26 protein-coding genes and 2 pseudogenes are annotated in these 26725 nt (G+C 48.2%); 11 read left to right on the forward strand and 17 right to left on the reverse strand.

What is annotated here, in order from left to right:
- Nucleotides 1–553 precede the first annotated feature (553 nt).
- The 8 genes from ACE1CM_RS33260 to ACE1CM_RS33295 all read left to right on the forward strand — a co-directional run bounded on the left by ACE1CM_RS33260 (nt 554) and on the right by ACE1CM_RS33295 (nt 7513).
- Nucleotides 554–1327 carry an RNA polymerase sigma factor SigF gene (locus tag ACE1CM_RS33260; RefSeq protein WP_374883165.1) on the forward strand — a complete coding sequence of 258 codons (774 nt, stop codon included), beginning with the start codon at nt 554–556 and terminating at the stop codon, nt 1325–1327.
- 187 nt (nt 1328–1514) lie between these two features.
- A complete protein-coding gene (locus tag ACE1CM_RS33265) occupies nt 1515–3167 on the forward strand; it encodes a hypothetical protein (protein ID WP_374883166.1) in 1653 nt (550 codons plus the stop codon).
- A gap of 146 nt (nt 3168–3313) precedes the next feature.
- Entirely contained in the window at nt 3314–3580 is a 267-nt protein-coding gene (locus tag ACE1CM_RS33270) for a hypothetical protein (RefSeq protein ID WP_374883167.1), read from the forward strand.
- Between the two features lie 67 nt (nt 3581–3647).
- Nucleotides 3648–4934: a histidine--tRNA ligase gene (hisS, locus tag ACE1CM_RS33275; protein ID WP_374883168.1), complete on the forward strand. Its 1287-nt coding sequence runs from the start codon at nt 3648–3650 to the stop codon at nt 4932–4934.
- A 6-nt stretch (nt 4935–4940) separates the two neighbouring features.
- Complete coding sequence (locus ACE1CM_RS33280; protein ID WP_374883169.1) at nt 4941–5531, forward strand: Uma2 family endonuclease; 591 nt, start codon at nt 4941–4943, stop codon at nt 5529–5531.
- A gap of 189 nt (nt 5532–5720) precedes the next feature.
- Entirely contained in the window at nt 5721–6371 is a 651-nt protein-coding gene (locus tag ACE1CM_RS33285) for a hypothetical protein (protein WP_374883170.1), read from the forward strand.
- Nucleotides 6372–6437: 66 nt separating this feature from the next.
- Nucleotides 6438–6908: a hypothetical protein gene (locus tag ACE1CM_RS33290; protein ID WP_374883171.1), complete on the forward strand. Its 471-nt coding sequence runs from the start codon at nt 6438–6440 to the stop codon at nt 6906–6908.
- The gene (locus ACE1CM_RS33295) at nt 6905–7513 is read left to right on the forward strand and encodes a PIN domain-containing protein (RefSeq protein WP_374883172.1); all 609 of its coding nucleotides are present in this window, start codon (nt 6905–6907) and stop codon (nt 7511–7513) included. Before ACE1CM_RS33290 ends, ACE1CM_RS33295 begins: the two co-directional genes overlap by 4 nt.
- A gap of 119 nt (nt 7514–7632) precedes the next feature.
- On the opposite strand, the gene ACE1CM_RS33300 is transcribed toward ACE1CM_RS33295, so the two are convergent.
- The 4 genes and pseudogenes from ACE1CM_RS33300 to ACE1CM_RS33315 all read right to left on the reverse strand — a co-directional run bounded on the left by ACE1CM_RS33300 (nt 7633) and on the right by ACE1CM_RS33315 (nt 8898).
- A complete protein-coding gene (locus tag ACE1CM_RS33300; RefSeq protein ID WP_374883173.1) occupies nt 7633–7860 on the reverse strand; it encodes a DUF4926 domain-containing protein in 228 nt (75 codons plus the stop codon).
- Between the two features lie 18 nt (nt 7861–7878).
- Nucleotides 7879–8211 (reverse strand): annotated as a pseudogene (locus tag ACE1CM_RS33305) (DUF6883 domain-containing protein).
- Nucleotides 8212–8239: 28 nt separating this feature from the next.
- Nucleotides 8240–8554: a helix-turn-helix domain-containing protein gene (locus ACE1CM_RS33310; RefSeq protein WP_374883174.1), complete on the reverse strand. Its 315-nt coding sequence runs from the start codon at nt 8552–8554 to the stop codon at nt 8240–8242.
- A gap of 2 nt (nt 8555–8556) precedes the next feature.
- Nucleotides 8557–8898, reverse strand: coding sequence for a type II toxin-antitoxin system RelE/ParE family toxin (locus ACE1CM_RS33315; RefSeq protein ID WP_374883175.1), 342 nt, complete (start codon nt 8896–8898; stop codon nt 8557–8559).
- Between the two features lie 206 nt (nt 8899–9104).
- Between ACE1CM_RS33315 and ACE1CM_RS33320 the strand changes: the two genes are divergently transcribed.
- Complete coding sequence (locus tag ACE1CM_RS33320) at nt 9105–11090, forward strand: hypothetical protein (protein ID WP_374883176.1); 1986 nt, start codon at nt 9105–9107, stop codon at nt 11088–11090.
- An 18-nt stretch (nt 11091–11108) separates the two neighbouring features.
- Here ACE1CM_RS33320 and ACE1CM_RS33325 read toward each other — a convergent pair.
- The 6 genes and pseudogenes from ACE1CM_RS33325 to ACE1CM_RS33350 form a co-directional block, all read right to left on the reverse strand.
- Nucleotides 11109–12318 (reverse strand): annotated as a pseudogene (locus ACE1CM_RS33325) (RNA-guided endonuclease InsQ/TnpB family protein).
- A gap of 260 nt (nt 12319–12578) precedes the next feature.
- The gene (locus ACE1CM_RS33330; protein ID WP_374883177.1) at nt 12579–15707 is read right to left on the reverse strand and encodes a response regulator; all 3129 of its coding nucleotides are present in this window, start codon (nt 15705–15707) and stop codon (nt 12579–12581) included.
- 15 nt (nt 15708–15722) lie between these two features.
- Complete coding sequence (locus tag ACE1CM_RS33335) at nt 15723–18614, reverse strand: methyl-accepting chemotaxis protein (protein WP_374883178.1); 2892 nt, start codon at nt 18612–18614, stop codon at nt 15723–15725.
- 60 nt (nt 18615–18674) lie between these two features.
- Nucleotides 18675–19169 carry a chemotaxis protein CheW gene (locus tag ACE1CM_RS33340; protein ID WP_374883179.1) on the reverse strand — a complete coding sequence of 165 codons (495 nt, stop codon included), beginning with the start codon at nt 19167–19169 and terminating at the stop codon, nt 18675–18677.
- A gap of 4 nt (nt 19170–19173) precedes the next feature.
- Complete coding sequence (locus ACE1CM_RS33345; protein ID WP_374883180.1) at nt 19174–19551, reverse strand: PleD family two-component system response regulator; 378 nt, start codon at nt 19549–19551, stop codon at nt 19174–19176.
- 76 nt (nt 19552–19627) lie between these two features.
- Nucleotides 19628–20626 carry a response regulator gene (locus ACE1CM_RS33350; RefSeq protein ID WP_374883181.1) on the reverse strand — a complete coding sequence of 333 codons (999 nt, stop codon included), beginning with the start codon at nt 20624–20626 and terminating at the stop codon, nt 19628–19630.
- Nucleotides 20627–21561: 935 nt separating this feature from the next.
- Here ACE1CM_RS33350 and ACE1CM_RS33355 point away from each other — a divergent pair.
- Together ACE1CM_RS33355 and ACE1CM_RS33360 are read left to right on the forward strand one after the other, a co-directional pair.
- Complete coding sequence (locus ACE1CM_RS33355) at nt 21562–21744, forward strand: hypothetical protein (RefSeq protein ID WP_374883182.1); 183 nt, start codon at nt 21562–21564, stop codon at nt 21742–21744.
- A 148-nt stretch (nt 21745–21892) separates the two neighbouring features.
- Entirely contained in the window at nt 21893–22012 is a 120-nt protein-coding gene (locus ACE1CM_RS33360; protein WP_226589866.1) for a photosystem I reaction center subunit VIII, read from the forward strand.
- 137 nt (nt 22013–22149) lie between these two features.
- On the opposite strand, the gene ACE1CM_RS33365 is transcribed toward ACE1CM_RS33360, so the two are convergent.
- The 7 genes from ACE1CM_RS33365 to ACE1CM_RS33395 all read right to left on the reverse strand — a co-directional run bounded on the left by ACE1CM_RS33365 (nt 22150) and on the right by ACE1CM_RS33395 (nt 26689).
- Nucleotides 22150–22269: a photosystem II reaction center protein J gene (locus tag ACE1CM_RS33365; protein WP_226589863.1), complete on the reverse strand. Its 120-nt coding sequence runs from the start codon at nt 22267–22269 to the stop codon at nt 22150–22152.
- Nucleotides 22270–22475: 206 nt separating this feature from the next.
- Nucleotides 22476–22598, reverse strand: a complete 123-nt coding sequence (locus tag ACE1CM_RS33370) for a photosystem II reaction center protein L (RefSeq protein ID WP_226589861.1) — start codon at nt 22596–22598, stop codon at nt 22476–22478.
- Between the two features lie 9 nt (nt 22599–22607).
- Entirely contained in the window at nt 22608–22742 is a 135-nt protein-coding gene (gene psbF / locus ACE1CM_RS33375; RefSeq protein ID WP_226589858.1) for a cytochrome b559 subunit beta, read from the reverse strand.
- A gap of 20 nt (nt 22743–22762) precedes the next feature.
- A complete protein-coding gene (gene psbE, locus ACE1CM_RS33380; RefSeq protein ID WP_226589855.1) occupies nt 22763–23011 on the reverse strand; it encodes a cytochrome b559 subunit alpha in 249 nt (82 codons plus the stop codon).
- 818 nt (nt 23012–23829) lie between these two features.
- Complete coding sequence (locus ACE1CM_RS33385) at nt 23830–24837, reverse strand: photosynthesis system II assembly factor Ycf48 (protein ID WP_374883183.1); 1008 nt, start codon at nt 24835–24837, stop codon at nt 23830–23832.
- Between the two features lie 114 nt (nt 24838–24951).
- Nucleotides 24952–25287, reverse strand: a complete 336-nt coding sequence (locus ACE1CM_RS33390; protein WP_374883184.1) for a rubredoxin — start codon at nt 25285–25287, stop codon at nt 24952–24954.
- Between the two features lie 229 nt (nt 25288–25516).
- A complete protein-coding gene (locus ACE1CM_RS33395; RefSeq protein ID WP_374883185.1) occupies nt 25517–26689 on the reverse strand; it encodes an RNA-guided endonuclease InsQ/TnpB family protein in 1173 nt (390 codons plus the stop codon).
- Nucleotides 26690–26725 lie beyond the last annotated feature (36 nt).

Consider the following 26725-nt stretch of genomic DNA (forward strand, 5'->3'; position numbering starts at 1 on the left):
AAGGGGCGTATCGCCCCTTTTTTGCCTCAGAATCCAAACTGACGCCCGACGATCCTAGAAACCGGCTTTCTTGCTGCGAGAAACCCGGTTTCTTTGCCTAAGTCCTGAGAATAACAAGCAGCTAAGCTTGGCTGCATAAGTCACTTAGAATCAGACATAGAATCCATTAGGTGAGGATACGACTAACCTCCGAGAAGGACGCATCCCAACCAGCTCCTACAACCGATGTTTTCATTGAGAATACAGAAACCCAAACTTCAGTGAAAATGTGGTTGTGGCTACAGCGGTAGGTAATTAAGGTGAAAGTGTCGCTTGAGCAGTTTACAGCTATTGTTGGCAGTCTAAGGCAGAAAAGCTGGATTGATTCACCAGAAAGCGTAAAATGATGCACGTGTAGCTTGACTGTCACAATGCGGATGCAAATAACCCAGCCTCCTTAAGGTAAGTCACTGCAATGCCTGTTTAAGATCGCAGCGATCTTAGCCGCGCAGCGTAGATAATAAATTGAGTCAGGCGTATCTTGGTTTACCGTATCTACTCCATCAACTCAGCCATGTCTACAACTCCTACCCAAGCCTTAAAAAACGATAGCTTGCAATTGTTGCGAGAATACCAGAAAACCGGCTCGGCTCTAGTCCGGAATCAGTTAGTCAAACTCAATTTCGGACTGGTGAGAAAAGAGGCGCATTTCTTTAGCAATCAATGTACGGAAAACTATGAGGATTTGCTGCAAGTAGGCTGCTTGGGTTTGATTCGGGCAATAGAGCGATTTGAATTGTCTAAGGGTCATGCCTTTAGTTCGTTTGCCCTTCCCTACATTAGGGGTGAAATTCAACACTATTTAAGAGATAAAGGCGGCTCGGTGCGGATTCCGCGCCGCTGGCTGACACTAGAACGGCAGGGTATTGGGATCGCGCGCCAGCTGCAAGCTCAATCCAACCGCCAGCCAACAGATGCAGAAGTAGCCGCAGCTCTCAATATCTCCACAGAAGAATGGCAGGAAATTAAGCTAGCTTGTCAAAATAAAACACCTCTGAGTCTAGATACCCCCGTAGGAGACGAAGAAGAAGGTTCTACTTCCCTCGGAGAAATCGTACCCGACCCCAAGTATCGCAGTTTTCAGCTAGCCCAAGAAGACCAAATTCGCCTGCAACAAGCACTCGTTCAATTAGAAAAACGCACTAGAGAAATTTTAGAGTTTGTTTTTTTACACGACCTTACGCAAAAAGAAGTGGCAGAGCGCCTGGATATCAGCGTGGTAACAGTATCTCGCCGCGTTAAAAAAGGTCTGGAATCGCTCAAACAGTTGATGGGAGGATCTGATTAACTTCTGTTTCCCAGACTGAAGCTGCATCGATGAGCCGCTGTCCTCCTCCAAAGGCTAGAATTCTTAGTGCGACTAATAAAGTCAATAATTCAAAGTAACATATAAAATACCAGAAACCCGCCAGGGATATTGTCGAGAGACAAAAAATCAGTTGCGGACGCTGAAGACAGCTTTTGGGGAATTGGCAATGCGTAAAATTTCATTCCTAGCCTTTGTCGGAACGCTGGCTCTATTTACAGGTGGCTGTAATCTTGGGGGTGGCGGAGGGGAAACAACAAGTTCTCCCAGCCCTAATGACTCGCCAGCGGCTCAAACACCAGCAAAACAAGATTTTCCAGGCGCGGTGATTCCTGGAAAGCCGGCTACCACGGCTGATGCTACCAAAAAACCATCAACTACAGCTGCGGTACCAGCTCCTCCTTCAGACTTGATTCCCTCGACCGATCCCAAGGAGCGCCTAGGCGGCATACAAAAAGGAGTCACAGACCCCTTCGCCCAAGCTCCCATTCAACTGGAAGAAAATAAACCTCAGACACCGACTACCACCGCGACTCAGCAACCCGTTCCTCAGGTAAGACGCATTCCAGGAACAGAGTCAACACCGGGGGTAAAAGTACCGACTGCCTTGCCCCAAAGGCGAACCGCACCGCGACCAGCTGCAACACCAGTGGGTCGTCCCAGACCAACAATCCCCCGTCCTGTGGCGTCCCGTCCTCTGGCGTCACCGCCTAGACCCAGGATTCCCCCTGCGGTTGGGGTGGAAACGCCTAGCCGTCCCAAAGCTCCCGAACCTTTTGCGCTGCAACCGCCCAGACGTCCTCTAGTACGCCGTCTCAGTATCCCAGTAGAAGCACCCAGCCGTCCTAAAGCTGGTGAACCCGTCACCCTGCAACCGACTAGACGCTTTGTAACACCTCGTACCAATATTCCGGTAGCACGCAGCCGCCCCAGCACGCCTAGCCGGTTCTCGGTACAACCGTCAAGGCGCTTCGTACCCCGAACAACGGTGGCGGTGCAACCGACTAGACGCAATACAAGCTCTCAGATAGCAGCAGGAACACCTTCACGCAATCCTGTTAATCGCGCCCGCGCCATCGCCAGATTGCCCCAAAAATCCGCAGTCACGCGGCGGTCTACAGTAGTGGCAACAGCCCCACGCCGGGTAACGCCCCGCACCACAGTAGCTGCAAGAGCTACCCAAGGTCGTCCAGCAACGGGTAACGTAGTGGCACGGACGCCCCAACGGCATCCAGCAAATCGCACAACGGCAGTGGCGCGGACAACCCAACGCACCCCAGCGCCCACTTCTACAGTGGCGGTACGACCCTCACCCGCACCTAGTCCAGCGGCGAGTCAGCCGAGTCCAACAACCGCCGCTAATGTGACTCCCAGTCCAGCTGCAACCACACCGCCTAGCCCCACCCCAGCGGTCAGTCCTACCCCAGCCACACCCCCCGAACCCCAAATTCCCGCATTACCGCCGCCTCCAGAACCTACTCTGGCGAGGGCAGTTGAAGTTTCTGGGGTGATTCAAATTGGTAACGAGCCTCAAGCTATTGTAAAAGCACCCAACGAAGCCACCAGCCGCTACGTCAAAGTTGGACAGCGGTTGTCTCAGGGACAGGTGCTGGTAAAACGCATTGAAATGAATGATGGCTCCGAACCCGTGGTAATTTTGGAAGAAAACGGCATTGAAGTAGCCAAAATGGTCGGCGATAGACCAATACCACCCGCCCAACCAGGGAACCAACCGGGTACTCCTGCGGCTGCTGTCACCGTTCTCCTGGCAGGTGGCGCTATGGCGCTCGCAAAGCGCCTTTCCAAGCAAAAAGGTGTCTAATAATACCCGCAACGCTCGCTAAAAAAAGAATTGTCATGGGGAATTTGAGATTTGAGATTTAAGATTGCAGATTGAGTCTCAATCTGCAATCTGCAATTTTCAATCTGCAATCCCCATTGACCTATTACCCATGACCAATTTAAAAAATGCAGACGCCTCAACCAGAAATACTGCCCTATCAAATTAGCTTTCCTGGATTGCCCTTAGCAGTTTATCGAGAAATAGCCGCCCATCTACGGCAAGTGGAAGGGGTGGAACCCTATTTGATACCGCAGCAAAGCAGGGAGTTTGATTACAATCAAAGCCAAATAGAAGGCTTGTGGATTCAGTTTCCAGAAAATGCCGATTCCACTTGTCGCCAACGAGTCGATCAAATATTGGCATACTATAAGAATCGCTATTGCTCTAGATAGAAAAACGATTTTCAACCATCGTTCTAGCTGGGCGAGGTAACAATTTTAACTGGAAATTAACGTATTAATGGGCACCATCCAAGCTTTACGGGGAACGCGGGACATCCTACCTGAAGAAATCGTTTATTGGCAGCGGGTAGAAGCAACTGCGCGGGAGATTTTAGGCAGAGCAACTTATACCGAAATTCGCACGCCGACGTTTGAGGAGACAGCTTTATTTGAACGCGGCATCGGTGAAGCTACTGATGTCGTAGGTAAAGAAATGTACACTTTCTTAGATAAGGGAGAGCGTTCTATTACCTTGCGTCCGGAAGGGACAGCCGGGGTGGTGCGGGCTTTCATCGAACACGGTTTATTTGCCCAAGGTGGCGTGCAGCGGCTTTGGTATACTGGGCCGATGTTTCGCTACGAACGTCCAGGGGCAGGAAGGCAGCGGCAATTTCATCAGATAGGCGTCGAGGTGTTGGGGAGTCCTGACCCAAGAGCGGATGCTGAGGTAATTGCGATCGCATCCAATATCCTTCAAACCCTCGGACTTAAAGACCTGCAACTGGATCTGAATTCACTCGGAAAACGCGAAGATCGGCAGCAGTATCGGCAAGCACTGGTAGATTATTTAACACCGTACAAAGAAGAGTTAGATCCGGATTCACAAGATCGCCTGACTCGCAATCCACTGAGAATTTTGGATAGTAAGAGCGATCGCACGCAAGAAATTGCTAAAGATGCGCCAAGTATATTAGATTACCTGGGCGCTGAATCAAAGCGTCACTTCGATCGGGTGCAGCAGCTATTAAGCGATTTGGGGATTAGTTACCGAATTAATCCCCGTTTAGTGCGTGGTTTGGATTACTACAGCCACACAGCCTTTGAGTTTATTTCTGGTAACTTGGGTTCCCAAGCCACGGTTTGCGGTGGCGGTCGCTACGATGGCTTAGTGGCAGAATTGGGAGGGCCGGAAACCCCTGCGGTTGGTTGGGCTATTGGTTTGGAACGGTTGGTTATCCTGTTGCAACAGATACAGGAAAAGCCCCAGCAGCATCTGGATTTTTACGTAGTTTCTAGAGGCGATGCGGCGGAAGCGCAAGCATTGATATTGGCTCAAAAATTGCGCGAATCTGGGTTTAGCGTGGAATTAGATTTGAGTGGAAGTGCATTTAAGAAGCAATTCGCACGCGCTGATAAGAGTGGGGCTGTTGCTTGCTTGATTTTGGGCGATGAAGAAGCAGCAAACAAGACAGTCAAATTGAAGTGGATGGCTACGAAAGAGCAAGAGGCGATCGCTCAAACCGATCTACTTGCCAAAACCGAACAATTGCGCCGTGAAATTGATACCCTGAAAACACAACAGTAGCGTTCTATGAATCCAAATCTTTTGGAAAAAACAAGCTTAGTCGCTGAAGATCAGCGACTAACTTTATATGGAGTTTCCTGGCAACAGTACGAAATTCTCCGCGCGACTCTGGATGATTTTGCTGGGTTACGGATGAATTACTTAAAAGGAACTTTAGAAATTTTTATGCCAGGGGCTAAGCACGAACAAACAAAATCAGTCATCGGTCGATTGATTGAAACTTACTCTTTAGAAACTAATACCAGGCTCTATGCTTGTGGTTCTACAACCTATAAAAAACAGGCAGAAGAACGGGGTTTAGAACCAGATGAAAGTTATTGTATTGGAGAAGAGAAAGAATTTCCAGACCTAGCGATAGAAGTTATTGTCACCAGCGGTAGCATTGACTTACTGGATATCTATATAGGGTTAGGAGTTCCTGAAGTCTGGTTTTGGAAAAATGGTCAGCTTTCTCTGTATCGCTTGCAAGCAGGACAGTATGAGCAAATTGAACGCAGTATCCTGCTGCCAAACTTAGATATTAATTTATTGGTTCGCTGCGCCAATATGCCCGATCAACATGATGCTGTAATTGAGTTTCGCAACGCGATTCGTTAACGGCAATCGAGTCGCGTTCCTTCGGGGAGTAGCAATTGTAAGTGCAACAGGTTCAAGTCTCCATCTGGAGGTAGAGCCAAGATAAAAAGCTGTTGGCGGTAATTTATGACCATAAAATGTATTAGAACGCAACTAAAATACAACTAATAGTTAGGCAGCACAAATTTACTGTATATAGAGGTGATTTATATGCACTCGGAAGCAGAAACATTCGCCTTCATTGATGAATGCAAATATGCTTTAGATCAGTTATTTCAAATATTGGATATACGGCTAAAAGCCATTCATAATCTCTCTAGAAGTTTAGCTGAGATTGAGCAAATAGAATATTTACTTACAGACAACTTTGTTGAACAAGATCAATGGTCTGTAAATGCAAATTCCTATTACATCCAATATATGGATCGAATGAAAGCACTTGCAGAAGAAAAGCAAGGGATTGCAACCGAGCCAGAACGGCAGAAAAGAGTTTTAGAAATGCTCGCTCGCATTGGTGCAACTGAAGAGTCAATGGCTGTACTAGCGTCAGCAGTCCTTCAAATTGGTAAGCAGGTATTATCATTTCGGTTTGGTGGAAAACCAAACTTGAAAAATGTCCGTGAGGTAGCTTCCCAGTTAGTAGTTGAAATAATTTGGGAGGGTCGCAATCACACTATGCATTGGGAGGAAGCTAACCCTCGCCGACCAGTAGTAGATATGCTTCAGAAATTGCAAACCTCTGGTGTGAAGATTATTCAAGGACGTAATAATGCTCTGGCAATAATTGCTGTACTTAACTGGAAAAGTGCTAGTGAAGCGATCGAAGACCTAAAGTCGTTAGTTATAGCCGAAAATACCTAACAATGACAAAAACCTGTTGATGTGATTCACAATGGTAGGGTAGTTGGTTTTTCAAGCGAGCCTATTATGGCTATTAGACCTGATTCTGGCTGGGACTTATCAGTTGACAACCGTTACGGTCAACTAACTCTTGTGGTTGAAGTCAAGCGCAACACCAATGTATCCCCGGAGTGGGCAGCAAAACTTCGACGCAATATCCTTGCACACGGTACTTTTCCCAAAGCTCCGTATTTTCTGATGGTTTTCCCAGACAAATTTTACCTATGGGCTAATGCTGAGGCCGATCAGGACCAGAGCGAACCTACCTACACTATTGATGCATCTCCAATTCTTCAACCTTACTTTGAAAGGGCAGGAGTAACGGCTGACCAAATCAGTGGAGAAAGCCTTGAAATAATTGTTACATCGTGGCTTGGAGAGATAATTTATTCCGATAGAGTGCCTGAAAACATAGATGCTTCTCAACGATGGTTGCTTGAGTCGGGGCTTTATGCTGCGTTAGCTGGAGGAAAATTTGAGCATGAGGGGGCTGCGTGAATATCTATGTTGAGACAAACTTTGTTTTAGAGCTAACCTTCGAGCAAGAACAGTGTGCAAGTTGCGAACAGATTCTACAACTTTGTGAAGCAGGACAAGCAAAGCTCATCGTTCCAGCTTATAGTCTTGCTGAACCTCATGAAAAACTGAGTCGTCAAGCAAGGAGACGTCGAGAACTGCAACAATTGTTAGATGCTGAGTTACGTCAACTTTCACGTACAGCCTCTTATGTAAGTCGTATCAAGAGTATCCAAGATATCGCTACTTTAATTGTACAAAGTAATGAGGAAGAACGGCATCGCTTTATTCAATGTCGAGAGCGGCTCCTCAACATTGGAGAAATTGTTGCGCTTAATGCCAATATCCTGATTGAGGCAGCCTCCTATGAAACTACTTATGATTTAACGCCGCAAGATGCCCTTGTTTATGCATCAGTTATTGGTCACTTACGACACGATCAGCCACAGCAGGCTTGCTTCTTGAATCGAAATTCTAAAGACTTTGATAGCCCTGATATTATTGATGAACTTAGACAATTCAACTGTAGAATGATTCCACGATTTGATAGCGGGTATAGTTTTCTTCAATCGCAGTTATCGTCGTAACATCATCCAGCTTCGGCAATGACTTGTCCAATTTCTTTAGGGGTTACACCTGTTGCTAGCATTGCACCGATGCTCGAAATCCTGTGCGGGACTTTTCATGAATTAGGACTGAATCTTTTTTAGAGTAAGGCTCCTTCTGCAATAGGCTGATGGTGTAGCAGCATTACCTGTTTGTCCGTTAACGTTTCTAGTGCATAAGTCCGTCCTTGCATATCGCTAAACTCAACCTCAAATACTCCAGGATCATACACTTCAACGATGGTTCCAACCTGTCCACGATAAACACCCAGTTCTGGCAGGTTTTCAACCAATGCAATAACATCCAACAACTTCAAGGGTGAATTCATTCTGTTAATCCTCCTTTCTCACAAAATATAACAAGTAATCAACCGAGGAAAATTATCGTCGTATCCCACAATCCCAGCACTCCGAACAACTGCATGTTTTTCGGAGCGAGTCATGGGAAAATCAATAACGTATTTCTGTCCATGTTGATTGGATTTGCCTGGAACAGCATCATAGGTTTTAACTGCTTCTAGCAAAGCATCCCGCAATTCCTCCACTTCTTATAGCCCAATTCCTAGTGCCGACCGAAAGACGTAAGCTTTATGTTGCCCATCTGAATGTTCTGGATTCAAGCAATAACCAATTAGTTTTTGCATATCGATCTCAGCTTGCTCAGGATTGGGAAGTTTCATAGGTACAATAATATTCTAGACGGTAACATCATCCAACTTCGGCAATGATTTGTCCAATTTCTTTAGGGGTTGCACCTGTTGCCAGCATTGCACGTATTAGCAGTTCAATCGAAACTGAAGCATCACCATTCTCTGCCTTAGCGATACGGGGTTGGCTTGATTGAATTTTTCCTGCTAATTCAGCTTGTGTCATCACTTGTTGTCGTCGTTGCTTCAGACTCCGACTGAGTGCTAACTTGATTTCAATCAAGGCATTTTCTTCTGGTGTGAGTTCCAAAAATTCTGAAACTGTACCAACCTTCCAACCCTTTGCTTCTAGCCTTTCTTTTTTAAGTTTATCCATAACTAATCCTGTAGATCGGTGTCGTATTTACTCAGTCGCTTTTTGCAGTTATCAATTATGTTATCAGGCGTTCCTCTTGTGGTTTTATTAAACACCTCAATAATCAAGATGGCATCATCATCAATTCGGTAGATGATTCTCCAATTTTTATCCGCATCCCGAATTCGTAACTCGTGACAATGTATCCCAATACTGGGCATTGGTCGTGAATGGGGAAGTCCAAGGTTCTCGCCTTGCTGCAAGCGTCTGAGGAGAAAACCTGTTTCAATACGCGCCTCCTGACTGAAGGGTGGAGTTTTGATCTCACCATGTAACCAGACTAGGGGTTTATCATCGTTATCCATAGCCAGTTTATATCATATCTGATATAACGATTGTCCTCACAACCGTTAGCTCTGAAGCTATCAATGGGGGAAGTCAATCCAGGTTAGCTGTCGAGTTGTTGCAAAGATTGTTAGATAAGCACTCCTAGAAGCTCCCCCACCCAATTGCCCTGTCCCCTTCCCTGGTCTAGAATTAAGTGCGATCGCTGCTATCTTCTCACCCACCAATGGAAACCTGGGAATTTCTGCTCCAGCGCCAAGGCGAAGTCACCTGGCATACCCTAGCATCACAAGCTCAGGTGGAAATTCAGGAAGGCCGATATCGCCTCGCCGTCCGCTCCAGTTACACTGACACTGAGGTGGATGTTCGCATCACCCACGAGTCCACCTACGAAGATCCGCCAAAGCGACGGATGCAGAAGCACGCCCGCTCTACCAACGCAGATGGGTTGATGGTAGTGATACCCTTTAACTATCTCAAACCCGGTAGCTGGGAATTTTGCTGTCGTCCAGACTTAATCACCGATTTAATCGGCGATACCTGGCAGCATACGCTTCAAATCCAAGTATTGCCTGATTCTGCTCCCCAAACCCAGCAGGTGAGGGTCGGAGCAGGTGAGCAGGGGACGCGAGAACAAGACACTGTAACAAAACAGACAAAGATTAGGGAAAGCTTGGATGGGGAGAATTCATTCAAGATTTCAGATGCGATACGTGCTGCCCCACAGGCTGCCGCCAACGCCAAAGAAATTGTAGCATCCGATACAACCACATCCGAGTCTACTGCTTCGCCAGAAGCGCGGGAAAACCCAGAGATTCCACCAATGCTAGCGATCGCTCTCGACAACGACACCTATGTGGCTCGTCAGGACGGGGTTTTAACAGTTTCAGGACAAGTCGAGAGCTTGGATGCAGTTGGTCAACCTCTGCCAGTTACGGAGTTAAAAATTTACCTGCGCGATCCGCAAAATTACCAGGTGGTGGCAGAACGGCAGCAAATGTTACTAGCAGGAAATTTGCCGGTTCGCTTTACCTGCAAGGTTAATATCCCGCCTCAAGTTAATACTCGTTTGATTTTGGGCGAAATTGCCCTCAAAGTCGCAGGCGAGACGCCTGCACCACAAGTTTTAACCACAGCTTCTTTCACCGTTACGGCGGATGTGACTGCATTGCTGAGTGCGATCGCTAACAACAGCGCTACAAATCTATTCGACATCGCTCCCGACACCCCCGCCGCGCCGATCGATCCGTTAGATACTCCGAAAGAAGTTCCCACGATTCAGTTTGAACCATCGGACGGCGTACCCATACCGCCCCTACTGAATAAATCTACGCTGAAACAAAGACCGCGCCAACCCCTCGAACTTCCTACATTTCCCAGTCGGTATCCCCCTAAACCGAAACCCAAACCTGAACCAGTCAGTACGGAACAGGAGCAAGATCAAGCTGAGGATACGGCGCAAGCAGATATTAGTTTAGATGCTTTTGGCGAATCAGAGTTGGCAGTCGATCTCAGTCAAGAGAGCAACAACGGGACAACGCCAGCAGCAAGCGACGAACACCCGTCTATACCGGAAACAAGCAGCATCGTACATATTAGACCCCAGGAGCGTCTTTTCTCGCGGCTTGAGGCGTTGGCGACGGATGACGAGTTATCTGAGTGGTTAAAGGCGGCACCCAGTTTAGACCCCTTGACAATTGACTTAGATACGCTTTTCGACATTCACGCCGAACCAGATGCTCACCTGACCGCGGGGGAATTTGTGGTAGACGATGAACCGATTAAACCCAGACGCAAGAAAAGGGAGCAAAAAGCAAAACCGGATTTCGACCCCGTCCCAGAAGATGAACCGATTCCGACACCTAAGCTGGAGGTATTTCCCAGCGGCGAACTGACTTCTGGACAGAAAGTGCGCGTCCGGGTGACGCTGCCTTATGGATTGCCGCGATTGGGTGTTAAATTGTGGATTGTTGACCGCCAGACGCGGAGTCTGTTGGAAGAACCCCGGTTGATCGGTGATTTTGCACCCAACGGGTGGGGACAAGTCGAGGCGATATCCCAGGTGACGGTTCCGTTTGGCTGTTTGGAGATGCGGTTTGAAGCGATCGCGCAGGAAATCCAAACCAAACGGGAAAGTCACAAAGTAACCATTGACCGCACCGTCCTTCCCCCCGATCTCCCTACCATACCCCTTGATGAATTTGATTTGTGAACTACCACACACCGACCGCTAGGCGGTACGATGTGGGCTTCCCAATTCATTGGCAACTGCCTCTACAGTCGTAGACTTACGTCCAAACCGCTTTGGTCTTACATTGCCTCCAAGGGCAGTAGCACTGGTTCCCAATGCCAATATCCGCAAGCCTTCATTTCTGATATTGATTGCTGCATTTACATCTCTGTCGTGATGCACATGGCAATGAGGACAGAGGAATGAGCGTACAGAGAGATCCGTCTTTGGAATGGACAGCAGGGTGACATTGCTCCAGATGTGACGACGGAAAGAATCGCCCAATTTCGAGGTAAATCTTTCCGTCCTGTTCTGCTTTGTATTTCAGCATGGTTTGAAACATTCCCCAGCCAGCATCACTGATTGATTTTGCCAGGTTGTGATTTTTGACCATGTTTTTCACTGCCAGATCTTCCACCACAATCACTTGGTTCTCGTTCACTATCTTGCGGGATAGCTTGTGAAGGAAGTCTTCTCTCACTCGTGAAATCTTAGAATGCACTTTTGCGAGTGCGCGTTTTGCTTTACGCCGTTTGACGGTCGTTTTATCCTTCTTTCTGGAAAGCTTGCGCTGTTTGCGCTTCAGGTTTTTCTCGTGCTTTTTGAGATGCTTCGGATTGTTGAACTTGGAACCGTCAGACGTGACAGCAAAATCAATCAATCCCAAATCAATGCCGATAGCTTTCCCTTCGCTGCTAGATTCCGGTTTTTCGATACCATCATCTAGCAATAACGAAGCATAGTAACGCCCGTCAGTCATTCTCGACACAGTAACAGTTTTCAGCTTCCCAACGCAATCCCGATGGATTTTGGCTTTCACCGTTCCCAGGTTGCCAGGGAACTTGATCCCCGAATCACTCAGAATTTTGACGTTTTGAGGATACTGAATGGACTGTCTACCGTGGCGATTTTTGAACGTTGGATATTGCGCCCGACCATCAAAGAAGTTGATAAATGCCTGAGACAAATTCAAAACGGATTGCTGCAAACACTGGGAATAGCATTCTTTCAGCCATTCATACTCTTGCTTCCAAATTGGAATCTGTTTCTTCATGTTGAGCGCAGACACGCCTTTACCCGTCTCTTTGTAGGTCAATGACATAACCGAAAGAGACTGATTCCACACCCATCGCACACACCCGAAAGCCTGTGCTAGATGAGCTTCCTGTGCATCAGTTGGATAAATTCTGACTTTGACTGCCTTCAACATGATTCGACCTTTATCATGCTTCTACAATTATGATAACAAATCCAGGCGGAAAGTTCCCAATTCTAGAAAACTCGCTTCGTTGCCAGGAGTCTGTTCGTTTCGTCGTTGCTGTTCTTGCTTGCCTCATGGCATTCGGCATCGGTCGAACAACACTCCTCAACTCACTCGCATTCATCCCACGCTCAATCAGAGATTAGAGCGTGGGGCTACGGCACGCTTCAGCTAAGCCTTGGTTTTGCCTAATAGTGGTGATCTACCAGTCATGGGTAGAGGCTTTGCGGCTGGCTGGTCAATGTTTCTAGCATTTTGAGTAAGGCTTGCTCGTTGTAAGGCTTGGAGAAATAGGCAGCAGCACCCAGATTCATGGCAAGCTCGCGGTGCTTATCCCCCGTGCGGGAGGTCAGCATAATCACGGGCATCTGTTTGAAGTTGGCATTGGCTTTGACCTGTGCCAAAAAGCCATACCCATCAATGTGAGGCATTTCAATGTCGCAGATGGCTGCAGTCACGTTTAAACCCCCTTGGAGCTTGTCTAAGGCATCTTGACCATCTCTAGCTTGTTCGACCTGATATCCAGCTTTTTCTAGGGTTAAGGCAAGGAAGCGACGGACATTGATCGAGTCATCTACAATCAGAATCGTGTTTTCCCCAGCAGGCAAGGCGGGGGTGGGGCGGTTATTCTCAAGTCTGGCTCTCAAAAAGGTGATCGGGTCGCCAGAGCGACTCCCCGGTGCTGACGCTTCGCGAACGCGACTGGCGCTCCAGCGCAGGAACTCTGGCACGTCGAGCAGCGGCACAACTCGCCCATCCCCTAAAATGGCGCAGCTAGAAAAGCCTGAAGGTAAAGGTAAATCCCCTTCCACTTGACGCACAGCAACTTCCTGATCGCTCCAACAACAGCTGATGAAGATGCCTACAGGTTTGTCACCCCCAGTGACGATCAAGGCAACGGGTCTGCTGATAGTGGGAGGGGTTTCCAGTTCTTGGAAGTGGCGGGGGCAGTCAAACTTGAGCCAGGGATCTAGACGGAGCAACGGCACCATTTTTCCTTCCAGGTTCAATACTTCGCTACCAGCAGTTGCTAACACCTGCTCGGGTTCTAGGGAGACGATCTGTTGAATGGCGTCGGTGGGAAATGCCAGTAACATACCGTTGCTCTGGGTTAGCAGCACTCGCGTCACCGAGAGGGTAAACGGTAATGTAATTGTAAAAGTTGTTCCCACTCCCGGTTGGGTATCGACTTGAATTTCGCCCCGAATCTGTTTGAGGTTGTTACGCACCACATCCATGCCAACCCCACGACCCGAAAGGTTACTCACCTCTTCCTTGGTGGTAAACCCGGGCTCAAAAATCAGAGATAGCAAATCGCGATCGCTCGCACTAGCCAGCAAATCAGCATCCAAACCCATGGCGATCGCTCGCTGGCGAATTTTGCCGAAGGGAATTCCTTCACCGTCATCTTTTATACTAATTAGCGTCCGGTTGCCCCGATGGCTAGCCTTGATTTCAATCAATCCCGATTCAGGTTTACCCCGACTCAGACGAGTTTTGGGGTCTTCAATGCCGTGATCAAATGCATTGCGTAATAGGTGCATCAGCGGGTCTTGCAAAACCTCCAGGATGTTGCGGTCAACTAGGGTGTTCTGCCCGTAAATTTTCAATTCTACGGGTTTGCCGTGGTGCAACGACAGTTCGCGCAAGGCTCTGGGGAAGCGGGTGAGGATATCGGCAAGCGGACGCATCCGCACCTGCTTGAGGCTTTTTTGCATTTGTTTCGTCGTTTTGCCCAGGTTGTGAGACGTTTGTTCCACATCTTCTAGGCTCAGTTCGATATCGCTGACGACTTCTTGAATTTGGACGATAGTCTCCATGACTTCGCGTCCCAAAAAGTGCAGATCGCCGTAGCGATCCATTTCCAGGAGATCGAACCCCTGGAGGGTTTCCCCCATACGCTCTGGCATCGCGGATGGAAAAGCAGTGGCAGAAGAGTTGTCAGCTTTTCCCTTGCCAGTTGCCAGTCCCCCGGTTGCCGAGCGGTCGTAGATGAACCGCAACTGACTATTGGCTTGCTCGAGTTTTGGCAGTCGGTGGCTGAGGGTACTAAAAAGACTACGCAAGCGTTTGAGCTCCAAGGCAAGACCATTCCGTTCAATGGTGAGTTCCCCAAACAAATCGTTGAGTTGATCGAGATACTTCAAGGGGACGCGGACGGTGGCATCTGAGTCTGCTGAAGTTGGAGGGGTAGCAGGTTCATCCTGCTTGACTTCTAACGTTTGCCAGTCGGTAGTATAAACCTCTGGTGCAGTTGTTCCCCATTGCTGTGCCGTCCTTGGCACATCTTTGACCCAGAACGGATCAAACTGCAACACTGACTCTTCCTCAACTTCGCCAGACGCTCTGAGTGGCAGACTTCCGTAGGGGGAGAGAGAAAATGTCTCCCTGTCCGCTTCATTCCCCGCCTCGCCTGCGTTCCCTATTTGGGCATGGTCGCCATCAACTGGTTGCGTTCGCATCAGGGGGAGAGCAGGGGAGCTGGTGGCAGCCGTGAGCGGTTCGTCTTCCTGGGTGTCTGTGGCTGCCCAGATTTTGGCCTCCTCATTCCCTGTCACCCTGCTCGCCTGGTCAGACAGGGCGATCGCTGTGGGCAACAGAGCGAATTGTCCGGTGAGGATTAACGCTTGTGATTGCCGCCATGCTTGCACCGCTGAATGGGCAATTGCTTCCACCTGTTCTGGTGCAGCTGCCAACTGCTGCGTCACGGACTCGCACAACTGGCTAAAGCGATTGAGCTGGAGCATCTCGCCCAACCCGCCCAGTTCTTGCGCCAGGATTTCTAACTCTTCGTGCAAGCAAGGCAATTGGGGGTCTGCCAAAACCGACTCAAGACGTTGCAGGCATCCCTCCACCTCGGTTTCAAACAGCAAGGAAATGGCATCTTGCCCATCTTCTGGAAACAGCATGGTGGTGGCATCTTCCGCAAGAGCTTCCCCCAATCGCTGACCGAGCTGCTCGAAGACTGGGTCGGCTTGGGTGGCTATCCATACTGGGTCTGGGGGGTGGCCTTGGCGATTGTGGGCGATCGCATAGCGCAAACAATCGACCCCAGCCAGCAGCAACTCCTCAAGTTGGGGATCGATTTGCAAGTTTTTCTGGGTTTTTAACACCTTCAAGGAATCTTCTAAGCGATGCGCCAAATGACTCAACACCCCAAATCCCATCATGCCCGCCCCGCCTTTGATCGAGTGGGCAGCTCGCAAGGCGGCATTGATTTTTTCGGTCTCGACTTGACGCTCAGCCAATCCCAGCACTACTGCTTCCAGGGTCCCCAGGTAATCCTGAGCCTCCTCCAGAAACTGGCGTTTGATTTGAAGTTCCTTTTCTTGTGACATAAGTTTATCTATGCCTTAAGAAGCTACTTTAAAAGTACCGACAGAGGTTTGCAGCTCCTGAGCGATCGTAACCGTCTGGCGCAGCGAGTCAGACACCTGACGCGAGGAGTTGGCTGTTAGCTCAGATACCTGGGCGATCTCTTGCATCAAACTGGAAACGGCTTCAGCCGTCTGCACCTGGGACGCGGTGGCGGTGAAAATCGATTGCACCAACCGATCGATCTGGCGCGACACTTCCAGAATTTGCCCCAAACTCTGCTTCGTGCCCTCTACCAGTCTCGTGCCTTCCACCACCTGGGCGGTGCTTTGCTCCATCGCTTCGACTACTTGAGCCGTCTCGCGTTGGATGCCTTCCACAATCCGTTCAATTTCTTGCGTGGCGTTAGCGGAGCGGTTCGCCAGGGCGCCCACCTCTTCTGCCACTACGGCAAAGCCGTGACCTTCTTCTCCCGCCCGCGCTGCCTCGATGCCAGCGTTAATCGCGAGTAAGTTGGTTTGCATGGCAATCTGGTTGATCAAGGAAACGACTTTAGAAATTTGCTGGGAAGATTCGCCTAACCGCTTCACTTTTTTCGCTGTTTCTGCTACTGTTTCGCGCAGAATCAAGATATTCTGCACCGTTAAGTCCATTGCCATTTCGCCGGATTCAGCCGTCACCGAGGCACTGCGAGCCACCTCGGCAGCTTGACTGGCGCTCCAAGCAACCGCTTGAATCGAAGCAGTCATCTGCTGGACAGATTCGAGGGTGCGTGTAGTCTCTTCGGTTTGTTTGAGAGCGAGCTGGGCTAGTTGGCGGATGCCGTCTTCATTTTCTCCCAAGGAGGCATTCACGAGCAGGGCTGATTGTTTGACTTTGGTGACAATTTGCCGCAGGCTTTCGACAATCGAGTTGAAGAAGTCCGCCACAGTCCCGATTTCTCCGGCTGTTACTTCCGCCCGCACGGTCAGGTCTCCCTGGGCTGCTCCTTCAATCTGGCCCAAAAGGTCAATCAGCTGCTTTTGGATCGCTTCTTTAGCCATTTTTTGCTCTTGCAAGAGCGAGGCTTGCTCAAGGGCAAAGCCAAGCTGAATCGCCAGCTTACCCACCAGGTCGATCTCTGTTTCTTCCCAGCAGCGCGGTGCAAAACAGTGGTGGACGCACAGCAAGCCAATCAGTTGTCCGTTATACAAGAGCGGCGCGACGATACTGGCTCGGATTTGGAAGCTTTCGAGAAAATTGCGGTGACAGTCGGTTAGCCCTTCGGCGTAAATGTCATTCATTGCCCGCACGCGACCGTTGCGGTAGCGTTCGATCAATCCTTCCCGGAAGGGGTCTTTGACGGTTTCTCCTAGAATTTTGCGCCATTCACCGCCGACGGATTCGGCAACGATCGTGCCATTCCAGTCATCGTGGAAGCGGTAAACGATGACGCGGTCGGTGTTCAAGGCGTCACGCAGTTCGGTGATAGCGGTATTGAGAATCTCTTCTTCGTTGAGACTTCGCCGCGCGTTCAAGACCATTTTATACAACAGCCGCGATCGCTCCGCCGCCGCTTCCTGGCGACTGGCTTGCTGTGCCAGTTGTGCTTCCGCTGCGACGATACTATCTGCCATGTGGTTAAAGCTCGCACCCAGCATTCCAATTTCATCTCCAGCCCTAATGTCTGCTCGGGCCTGGCGATCGCCAATGGCAAATTTTTCCGTCATTCGCTGTAGCTGCTTCAGGGGATCGGCAATCAATTGCCCCAGTATCCTAGCTAAGAAGAAATTTAATAGCGCGACGATCGCTATGACAATTCCCTCTAATATCAAGTCTTTCCTCAGTATGGAATTGAGTTCATCTTCTGGAGTTCCCCGCACCAAAATGGCAGTCGGTTCGCCGTTAAAATCTGGCAAAGCTTCAGCAGCGACGGTGTAGGTTTGCCTCCCTACCTTGATGCGGTCTGTGACGGGATTGCCTACCTTAGCAGCGGCTCGTTTTAGGATGGATGAGTTGGAAAGTTCGAGATTGGCTGTTGCGAATTCTGCTTTGCCCTCTTCCTGATTCAGAGAAGTTGCCAAGACAAATTTCCCTGGGGATTGCCACTGGTAGATGGCGCTGTAACCCCCATTCAGAATCTGTAGCGTTTTATGGACAATGGACAGCTTGCCATTGACAATATCCCCGGACACCAACACCCCAATCACAGCGTCAGTGTCGGGATCGCGAACGGGGGTCACGGTGTAGCGAATCAGGGCGTCGCTCGCTCCCAACCCTTCGGGCAAGGGGGGCGCTTCTGTTTGTAGCTCTTGCCAGGAAGCGATCGCATTGGTCTTAATCTGGCTGGGATATTTCAGGACGGTGCTAACCAGACCATTGGGATCGAACTTTTCCCCGGTTCGATTCCCATTGGCGTTGGCGATAATTCGCAAGTCGTTGCCAACTAGGGTCAAATATTCGATGTTATGCTCTATGATTGCGTAGCGCAGAAGTCGCTTCAGCTGCTCTTGGGTTTTAAGGGATAGGGGTTTACCTTCGGCATGGTTTCGAGCCGCTTCAATAATCGTGTTAGTATCGGCTTTTCCATTGAAGTCGAACGCCATTTGATCGACTTTGATATGGTAATTGATCTTGGTAACTTGCAGTTCTGTCTTGGCATGTTTTTCCAATTGGTTTAGTTCGTGTAACACGAGTATCCCAGTGCCTACCCCCGTCAGTCCGCCGATAGAGACAACTCCAGAGGCGAACAGACCAGCGAGCAGTTTGTTCCTAACAGGCAGTTTAGAGAACCACTGTAAAAGGGGTGTCTTCCGTGTCGGAGATGAAGGAACATGAGTTCGGCCCGATGGTTGTGGTAATTCCCCATTCTGGCGCCAGCCAGCACTTGCCGTTTCTTCCCCCTGTGAGCTGGTATTTTTTGGCAGCGGTCGCTCGAATTGAGTGGTCATAATGTAAATGCAACAACAGAGCAATTAGGTGGACAAAAATCCCTCGAGTCCTGGAGAAGTTTAGTAGCTGTGGAACACGGGGGAATGAGCGATTGCAGGGACATCTAGCAGCAGCCAAATGGCTTGGTCTAACATGCATCCTCGCACATAGGGAACCAAAGCAGCGCTCATATTTTCTATCGGCGACTGGATGCGATCGCTACTCAAGCGCACAATCCCTTCAATTTTTTCCACCACCAATCCCATCTGCCTGGTGCCAACTTGCACAACAATGATGTTGTAATGCTGCAATGGCATCCGAGATGATGAGAGCTGTAGTAGGCCAGCTAGGTCGATCGCCCACAGCACCCGACTCCGCCGATTGAACAATCCCACCATGCAACTGGGCACGTTGGGCATGGGTGTTAGGCGTTGCACGGGAACAACTAGCACCTCCAGTAAATAGCGCATCGACAAAATCGCCCCGTTTTGCCGGTCTAGTCGCAACCGCAGATAAGGCTCCTCTGGCGGTTTGTTTTCTGGATTGATTAGGGGGACAAGAGCTGAATTATTCATCGGTTCATCTCACCACGCACTTGACGGCACGAATCAGTTGTTCGCGGGTAAACGGTTTGGTGATGTAAGCATCAGCCCCTTGTTTCATCCCCCAAAGGCGATCGATTTCTTGGTTTTTTGAGGTACAAAGAATAATGGGAATTTTTTCAGTCGCTGGGTTTTGCTTGAGTTTCCGACACAGCTCGAAACCACTCATTCCTGGCATAACCACATCACTAAGAATTACATCTGGTTTTTTTTCTATCGCTAGATTAAGTCCCTCCTGCCCTGTGACTGCGCCGATGGCTACGTAACCGCTTTCCTTGAGGTAGGTACTGATTAATTCCAGTTCGGAGAGGGCATCTTCCACGATTAAAATTGTTACCATTGACATTATATTCATAGGTGTTTTTTCTCAAAATTTATTCCGCTTTTCCTGTTGACACGATCTTCCAACTCAGATGCATCTCAACTTGCCATCAGGGTAAGTACTTCTGCACTATTTTAAGCAATTCTGATTTGGTAAAAGGCTTTGTCAAGTAGTCTGTTGCTCTGACTAGCTTTGCTCTGGCTCGATCGAGCAATCCGGAATTTCCGGTAACCATAATAATCGGAGTCTTTTTGAATGACGAGTGTCGTCGCATCAGCGAACATAACTCATAGCCATCTATATTCGGCATTGTTATATCCAGCAGAATTAGATCTGGTTTGTATCGAATAATTTGCATCAATGCTTTCAGCGGGTTATCAATCATAACTACGGAATAATTCTCCGCATCTAAGAATAGATTGATAGTTTTTAAAACGCTGGGATTATCGTCTATACAGGCAATGGTATAATTATTATTAACGGGATAATCATGATTGGTGTTTATTGAATCATTGAATTCTATCGGTGTATCTTGAATTGAATTTGTGATTGTATCCGATTCATTTTGCCACGGCGATCCAGGAGACTGCAATGACAACTTGGGGGTTGAAACTAAAAATTTAGGCGGCTGTAATTGACTTTGAAGATGGTTTGTAAGCAGCGAAATATCGATCTGGCAAAATTTAGGAAATTGAGTAAATTCTCCAGACTCTATAATTTCACAATCCCCTTGACGAACCAATGAAAGAGACTCAAAAACTTCTCTTGCCAATCCCTCAATCAGAATTGCTGCCTGCGCGGGATTGAGATACTGGTTGTGAACTAACGAGCAGATCGCTTGGTAATCAGAGTTTTGAGCAGACTGACTAGGTGGAAATGTTGCCAAGTGGTAACGAACAGCACCGACCAGAGTCGGAACTTGATGACTCAGACGAGTCAGGTGGCGATCGAGTCGTTCAAAAGGTTCCAGCGAATTAGAGGCGTAGACCAGTTTTCCTGTCTCTAGATAGATTGACCAAGTAACTGCTCCGCTCGATATTTGCAAACAACCATTAAGCTGGCGATTGGCTAATTGTGCCAACAAACTCAGAGGGTATATTGTCTGCATAGGTTGGTAGCCCGTCATAATCAGGTTTGGATCAAGTACAGATCTTGTGTATATAATGATTTCTGGCGAACGGTTCGCACCCTGGCTGAAGTACGGGGTATTCTAAGCAGGATGCTACGCAACAGGTTAAAACACCGTTGCTTCGCTTTATCCTTTTAGATGGCAATTGCCTCTAATTGGGTAGATTTGAGTTCCGCTTCAAACCAATTACTGGAATAGACTTTGCTTGAACAACACCACCCTATAGGTAGTTCAGTTGTGGCTGGACTCTATGTCCGTTTGCCTCAAAGTTCTTGCCTGTTAAAGTTTTGAACAACGATCAGAACCAACCCTTACCAACTCCCACGTTCACTATTTTGACCATACTTTATACCACAGGGTTCGCGAGTATATTCGTGGGCGTAACGTAGGCTTCGCTCGTTCAGGATGTAAACAGAATTAAAGATGCTTAAAAGTTGTCCCAGACTCTAGAGAGAATATGCCGATCTAAATCTTTAATTCGACACAACCAGAAGGGCAATTACACCCTGTAGCTGAAGTCTTTTGCGTATTCTACCTAGAGCAGAACAATTTATTGCATCTACTTTAATTATAATTACCATACTTGCCCAAACCCTACCAGCACTTTTGCGGATTTTTATCTAATCTTCAAAATAATTTGGTACAATCTTAAACTTTGGCAGATAAAAAATAAGTGCTTTTACTGAGTGGAAATGCCCGAAATCAATGGGACGTCACCAGGAGATCGATTCCCCTGGGAGGACGCTAAGCGATCGCCTCTGGCAACTGCTAAGCTGCTATGGATTTAAATCGAATCAAAAGACGGGATTTCCGACCCATCCTACAAGAAAAAGGGAAAAATTGAATGTCAAATTAGATACGTAGCAGCTTAGAATCTTCTGCTGTTGCGATCGATCGAGGCTCCTATCGGCTGGGTGTCGGCCCGAGAAACCCCGCCCCAACGACTGGGGAACCTACGAGGCGACGATACAGGTGACGGTTCCCTTGGGATCATCCCCCAGGAAATCCAAACCAAACGGGAAAGTCACAAAGTCACCCTCGATCGCACCCTCCTCCCACCCGATCTACCGGCGTTCGAGGATGAATTTGAATTCTGATCCGGGGAAAAGCCTCATTACTTATCACCCATGACCCATTACCAATTACCCAATTTGTTAAAAATCTTTATAAAGCACCAACTTGACGCCAATTCACGCTAAAGTTTTTCTCAAAGTCTTGCACTAAATACAGATAGGAAATTTACTCATGTACGCAGCTTCTTTTTTACCAACCATCCTGATTCCCATCGTCGGCTGGGTTTTCCCTGCTGTAGCAATGGCTTTCTTGTTCATTTACATTGAACGGGAAGACCCCTCCGGGATCTAAAACATCCATTTGCTAGCTAATGGCTAATGGCTAATGGCTAATTGCTATTAGCTATTACCCCAATGACCAATAGAAAGACCGCCGACTCAAACGAGGATAGGCGGTCTTTCTTGCAGGATTATAGCCTACAGACTGATTTACATAGCAGAGCCTAAACCAGCATAAGCACCGTAGAAGAAAATTCCTACAACGGTGAGTACGCCGATTCCAGCAATAGTTGCTACGATCCACAAAGGAATTCTTCCGCTTCCACTCACAGATTTTACCTCCTCAAACAATACAAAAACATTCGCAGTGATATGCAGATTAATTGCGGTGCAAGACAAAACTTACTCAAATCAAGTATGCAAGCTTAATTCGACGGAAAGCTTCCTGCTTCAACCTTTGGGAGTCGGCTCCGTCTTGGAAGCAGGCGTAAATTCCGCGCTTCTTGCACGTACTCAAGCTCTGAAATTTTATCCAGTTAGTTGAAGAAATAACTGGAGAACAGCACGCCGAGAACGAAAATCAGAAGTAAGCCGAGATACAGAGAAGTCCGGTTTAACTCGACAGGCTGATTATTAGGATTGGGGGAACGAGTTGGCATCGATTACTCCTAGCGTTGAATAAACTGCATGGCGGCGATCGCGCCTAAGAAGAAGACGGTGGGAACAGCTAGGGTATGAACTGCCAGCCACCTGACGGTAAAAATCGGATAAGAAACCGGCTGATTGATTCTGTTGCTATCCATAATTCAAAACCACTCTTTAACTACTTGCTATTGAACTCTTTAACTTGTTGACTGGCTTCGTAGCGGTTCGTCACGATCGGCAACTGTTGGCGCTGTTGAGTATAGTACTGGTCGGGCCGAGGGGTGCCGAATACATCATATGCCAAACCTGTCTGAACAAACAGCCAGCCTGCGATGAACAACGCCGGAATGGTGATGCTGTGAATCACCCAATACCGGATGCTAGTAACAATATCCGAAAACGGACGCTCTCCAGTAGTACCTGCCATTGGCTGTTTCTCCTCTCAAAGATTGCAAAAGCTCAATTAATATCATATTTTGACATCCTCTCCGTCCTAAAGGAGCGGAAATTCCTCGCCACGCCACCCTTATGGATGATCGCTGAATGGGGTTGACGCTTCAACGAACACAGCCTGCACGCAGGTCTTACACGTTCTCCACGTCCGTTTTAAGTCTCGGAATGCCCTCCCGCGACTAACTAAAACCAACGAAAAATGATTTACTTTTTGCCTCCGGGTTGGACTTTTACCATTGCCCTTGCAGCTTTCTCTACGACTGCTCTCACCGTAGCTATTTCAACGTGTCTTGAGCCTAGAGGGGTTTGATGAATTCACCATTGGTATTGTATCAAAAGCCGCCGGATAACGGCGAAGTTTTTATCTAATTTTTTTGGTCAAAAAACATAGAAAAATAATCTATGTTTTTCTTTTTTGGGTCTTACCCCTATTCGGGTAATGGCAGGGCATTTTTAAGGTTGTTGCTCGGAGCAATCAAGCCAAGGTTGCCCTGCCGTTACTGGGCGCTTTTTCCCCAAGAGATCGTAACTTGGGAAAACATACCACAGTTGAACTACTTGCTTACCTGCTTACGATTGATATGATTAAAAGACATCCATAACAGAGGCTTTTAACCTTGACTTTTTATCGTCTCGCGTAGCACGTCGCCAGGGGCTTTTTCATCCCACCTTAATTGGTGAACTGCGCTTGCCCTGATTGAGTATTTTACCCGATTGCGCTACCAGTTCAAGAGGAAACTTTTCACTGGGATTTTGTTGATGAGATAGCTTAAAGCTATCTAACCAATCGTTTCAAGCCGCTTCAGATGGTGGTTCGTATCGCAGCAAAGTGCCTTTTTGCCCGATAATGAATCCCAGGTCTGGCTGGACAAATACGATCTTGTAAAGGTTAGAAGGCACGTTTTCTATCTCCCGGTCTTTTTGCCAGGTTTTACCGCCATCACCGCTTTTGAGCAAATTACCGCTACCGCCAGCTAGCCAAACTTCGTCAGGCGTCCGATAGGCTAAATCCAATAAACCCCAACTGGTTGAGAGTTCTGGATATTGTGGTTCTTCCCACTTTTGGGGATCTTCTGGAGTGCTGAACTGAATTTGACCGCCCCGCGCCAGCATCCACAACCGACCATCTTTAGTAAACCCCATATTTTGCACGCGGCGGGAGCTATTGCGATTGTGGGGTACCCAAGCTTGTTGTCCTGGTTCCCAAGTCGAGTAGAAGTTACCTTTAGCGGAAACGGCTACGTACTTGCCATCAGGCGAGCGCGAAATATTCCGCACCACCCCTACGGCTTCCTGTACCAGCGCTTTCCAGTTTTTACCGCCATCTAAAGTTTTGTAAATCGCTCCCACATCAGTCGTCATCTCAGCTGAATCCGCGCCAAGCGCCAGTATCGTATTCGGATCGCCCGGCAGCTTGGAACTTAAGGGAATGCGCGACCAAGACTTTCCTTCATCAGCGGTATGTAACAGCAAGCCGGGTTTTCCAACAATCCAACCTTCTTGTCCGGAAAAACTCACCGAAGTAAAGCGGTAATTTTGATCGCCTAACTCCAAATTTTTTTCCTGCCAAGTCTTACCGCCATCGGTTGTTTCAAATAGGGCGGCGCCGCTGCCTACCACCCATCCGTGCTGCATGGAATCGCCAGTAAAAGCAATGTCTTGTAAGTTCGACTCGGTTGGTAAACTAATCGTTTGCCAGGGGTTGAAACTGGTAGAAGGTACCTTACTGCAACCGATACACAGCAGGACTACTGCTAACAAAACTCCTACTTTTTGTAAGGCTCTTAAGATTGAGTGCATTGCTTTTCAAGCTATCTGTAAGTCGTCAACGGTCAGTCAAAAGGGTCAATTATGAGGGATGAACCTAAGCAACGAACTTCGATCCATCACCGATCCTGTTTCGGTCAAAACTTATTATTGTAAACCATAGAGACTGATGAAAAATAAAAATCCCAGCCCCAAGCCGCCAAAGATTAGTAAATTTTTTTGGGTCGGCGTTAAGGTGTTGACACCCAAGCCGTAGCCAAAATTGGCCTTAAATCCAGAGGCGCTGCCGACTGGGCCAATGTTCTGGAATACCTTGTCGCGCGCACCACAAACCGGACAGCGCCAATTTGGGGGCAACTCTTCAAACGGAGTTCCCGCAGCGATGTCATGCTTGCTATCTCCCTTGGCGGGTTCGTAAACATAGCCACAGGCGCCGCATTCGTACCTATCTAACGCTTTCGCATCAACAGTTTGGTTGCTCATGGCTCATGCCCACTAACAATTGGATCGAATTATTAAAATCTCTGTTACAGATTATGACATGGACTGTCCCCTATGGTTATCCTTGTTATCTTCTATGCTTGCTGAAAGATGAAAGCGTCGGTGCTGTGGGGCTTTGAGACAATCTGGCTCTGGCACTCGCGTTGTACTATGTAACAGTAAGTAACATTGACATCCTCACCGGGCTCTTCGCCACGGTGATTCCTAAACCTCACGATTTAGGTTTCTGCTTCATAGCACCTGCCTTACGAGATTTGCTCTCATGGGGTCTTACGGTCGCTCCACAGACTGACACGGCAAGCCCTGCCGCCAAAATGTTGTTTGCCGCATTGATATCTCGATCGTGGTGCGTTCCACACTGGGGGCAATCCCATTCCCGGATATCAAGTGGCAACGTTTCTACGATGTGACCGCAATTGCCACAGCGCTTAGAACTTGGAAACCAGCGATCAATCTTGATTAAGGTACGACCATACCAACCGCACTTGTACTCAAGCTGTCTAACCAATTCACCCCAACTGGCATCACTGATGGCTTGGGCGAGTTTCCGGTTCTTGACCATGTTCTTCACTGCTAAGTCCTCAATGGCGATCGTTTGGTTTTCACGCACCAATTGAGTTGTGAGCTTGTGAAGATTATCAATCCTTGCATCAGCGATTTCCTGATGCACGCGAGCAACTTTGAGCCGTGCTTTATGGCGATTATTTGACCCCTTCTGCTTCCGACTTAGAGCTGTTTGCACTCTCCTGAGCTTGCGATACTTTGCCTTGAATCCTTTGGGATTGGTAATCTTTTCACCAGTGCTGAGCGTAAGCAAACTTGTGATACCCAAGTCAATGCCGACTTGACTATCTGTTTTGGGTAGTGCTTCGATTTCAACATCCACCAACAGGGAGACTGACCACCTACCAGACGGGGAAAGCTTCACCGTGATAGTTGATGGCGCTGCCCCTTCTGGCAACATTCGACTCCAGCGAATCGGCAAGGGTTCAGCACACTTTGCCAGAAACACCTGTCCATTTTTGAACTTAAACGCCGCTTTGGTGAACTCAGCGCTACCACCATTCCGTTTCTTCTTAAATTTGGGGTATTTCGCCCGCCCGTCAAAGAAGTTGTTGTAAGCGGTTTGCAAATGCCGTAAGCACTGCTGCAATGGTACTGAAGAAACTTGATTGAGAAAATCGAGTTCTTCGGTTTTCTTCCACTGAGTCAGCATACTAGAAGTCTCAGCATAGCCGATACGTTTTTGGTCTGCGTACCATCCCTCAGTCCTTGCGGCTAAGGCACGGTTATAGACCAAACGGGTGCAACCCAATGTACGCCGCAACAGGTTTTCCTGTTCTGACGTTGGGTAGAATCGGTAGCTGAATGCTTTTATTGTCATGCTTACATTCTAACATCTGACCTGTAAGACGTGCCA

Source organism: Microseira sp. BLCC-F43 (genome assembly GCF_041929235.1).
Lineage (GTDB): Bacteria > Cyanobacteriota > Cyanobacteriia > Cyanobacteriales > Aerosakkonemataceae > Microseira.

Bases quoted from the DNA above. Each gene is read 5' to 3' on its own strand.
- ACE1CM_RS33370 (WP_226589861.1), bottom strand. From the start codon at position 22,598: ATGCCAACTCGTTCCCCCAATCCTAATAATCAGCCTGTCGAGTTAAAC.
- psbE (WP_226589855.1), bottom strand. From the start codon at position 23,011: ATGGCAGGTACTACTGGAGAGCGTCCGTTTTCGGATATTGTTACTAGC.
- ACE1CM_RS33270 (WP_374883167.1), top strand. From the start codon at position 3,314: ATGCAGACGCCTCAACCAGAAATACTGCCCTATCAAATTAGCTTTCCT.
- ACE1CM_RS33390 (WP_374883184.1), bottom strand. From the start codon at position 25,287: ATGAGCAACCAAACTGTTGATGCGAAAGCGTTAGATAGGTACGAATGC.
- ACE1CM_RS33290 (WP_374883171.1), top strand. From the start codon at position 6,438: ATGGCTATTAGACCTGATTCTGGCTGGGACTTATCAGTTGACAACCGT.
- hisS (WP_374883168.1), top strand. From the start codon at position 3,648: ATGGGCACCATCCAAGCTTTACGGGGAACGCGGGACATCCTACCTGAA.
- ACE1CM_RS33300 (WP_374883173.1), bottom strand. From the start codon at position 7,860: ATGAATTCACCCTTGAAGTTGTTGGATGTTATTGCATTGGTTGAAAAC.
- ACE1CM_RS33260 (WP_374883165.1), top strand. From the start codon at position 554: ATGTCTACAACTCCTACCCAAGCCTTAAAAAACGATAGCTTGCAATTG.
- ACE1CM_RS33360 (WP_226589866.1), top strand. From the start codon at position 21,893: ATGTACGCAGCTTCTTTTTTACCAACCATCCTGATTCCCATCGTCGGC.
- ACE1CM_RS33395 (WP_374883185.1), bottom strand. From the start codon at position 26,689: ATGACAATAAAAGCATTCAGCTACCGATTCTACCCAACGTCAGAACAG.
- ACE1CM_RS33345 (WP_374883180.1), bottom strand. From the start codon at position 19,551: ATGAATATAATGTCAATGGTAACAATTTTAATCGTGGAAGATGCCCTC.
- ACE1CM_RS33350 (WP_374883181.1), bottom strand. From the start codon at position 20,626: ATGCAGACAATATACCCTCTGAGTTTGTTGGCACAATTAGCCAATCGC.
- ACE1CM_RS33330 (WP_374883177.1), bottom strand. From the start codon at position 15,707: ATGTCACAAGAAAAGGAACTTCAAATCAAACGCCAGTTTCTGGAGGAG.
- psbF (WP_226589858.1), bottom strand. From the start codon at position 22,742: ATGGATAGCAACAGAATCAATCAGCCGGTTTCTTATCCGATTTTTACC.
- ACE1CM_RS33265 (WP_374883166.1), top strand. From the start codon at position 1,515: ATGCGTAAAATTTCATTCCTAGCCTTTGTCGGAACGCTGGCTCTATTT.
- ACE1CM_RS33280 (WP_374883169.1), top strand. From the start codon at position 4,941: ATGAATCCAAATCTTTTGGAAAAAACAAGCTTAGTCGCTGAAGATCAG.
- ACE1CM_RS33385 (WP_374883183.1), bottom strand. From the start codon at position 24,837: ATGCACTCAATCTTAAGAGCCTTACAAAAAGTAGGAGTTTTGTTAGCA.
- ACE1CM_RS33285 (WP_374883170.1), top strand. From the start codon at position 5,721: ATGCACTCGGAAGCAGAAACATTCGCCTTCATTGATGAATGCAAATAT.
- ACE1CM_RS33335 (WP_374883178.1), bottom strand. From the start codon at position 18,614: ATGACCACTCAATTCGAGCGACCGCTGCCAAAAAATACCAGCTCACAG.
- ACE1CM_RS33315 (WP_374883175.1), bottom strand. From the start codon at position 8,898: ATGGATAACGATGATAAACCCCTAGTCTGGTTACATGGTGAGATCAAA.
- ACE1CM_RS33320 (WP_374883176.1), top strand. From the start codon at position 9,105: ATGGAAACCTGGGAATTTCTGCTCCAGCGCCAAGGCGAAGTCACCTGG.
- ACE1CM_RS33340 (WP_374883179.1), bottom strand. From the start codon at position 19,169: ATGAATAATTCAGCTCTTGTCCCCCTAATCAATCCAGAAAACAAACCG.
- ACE1CM_RS33310 (WP_374883174.1), bottom strand. From the start codon at position 8,554: ATGGATAAACTTAAAAAAGAAAGGCTAGAAGCAAAGGGTTGGAAGGTT.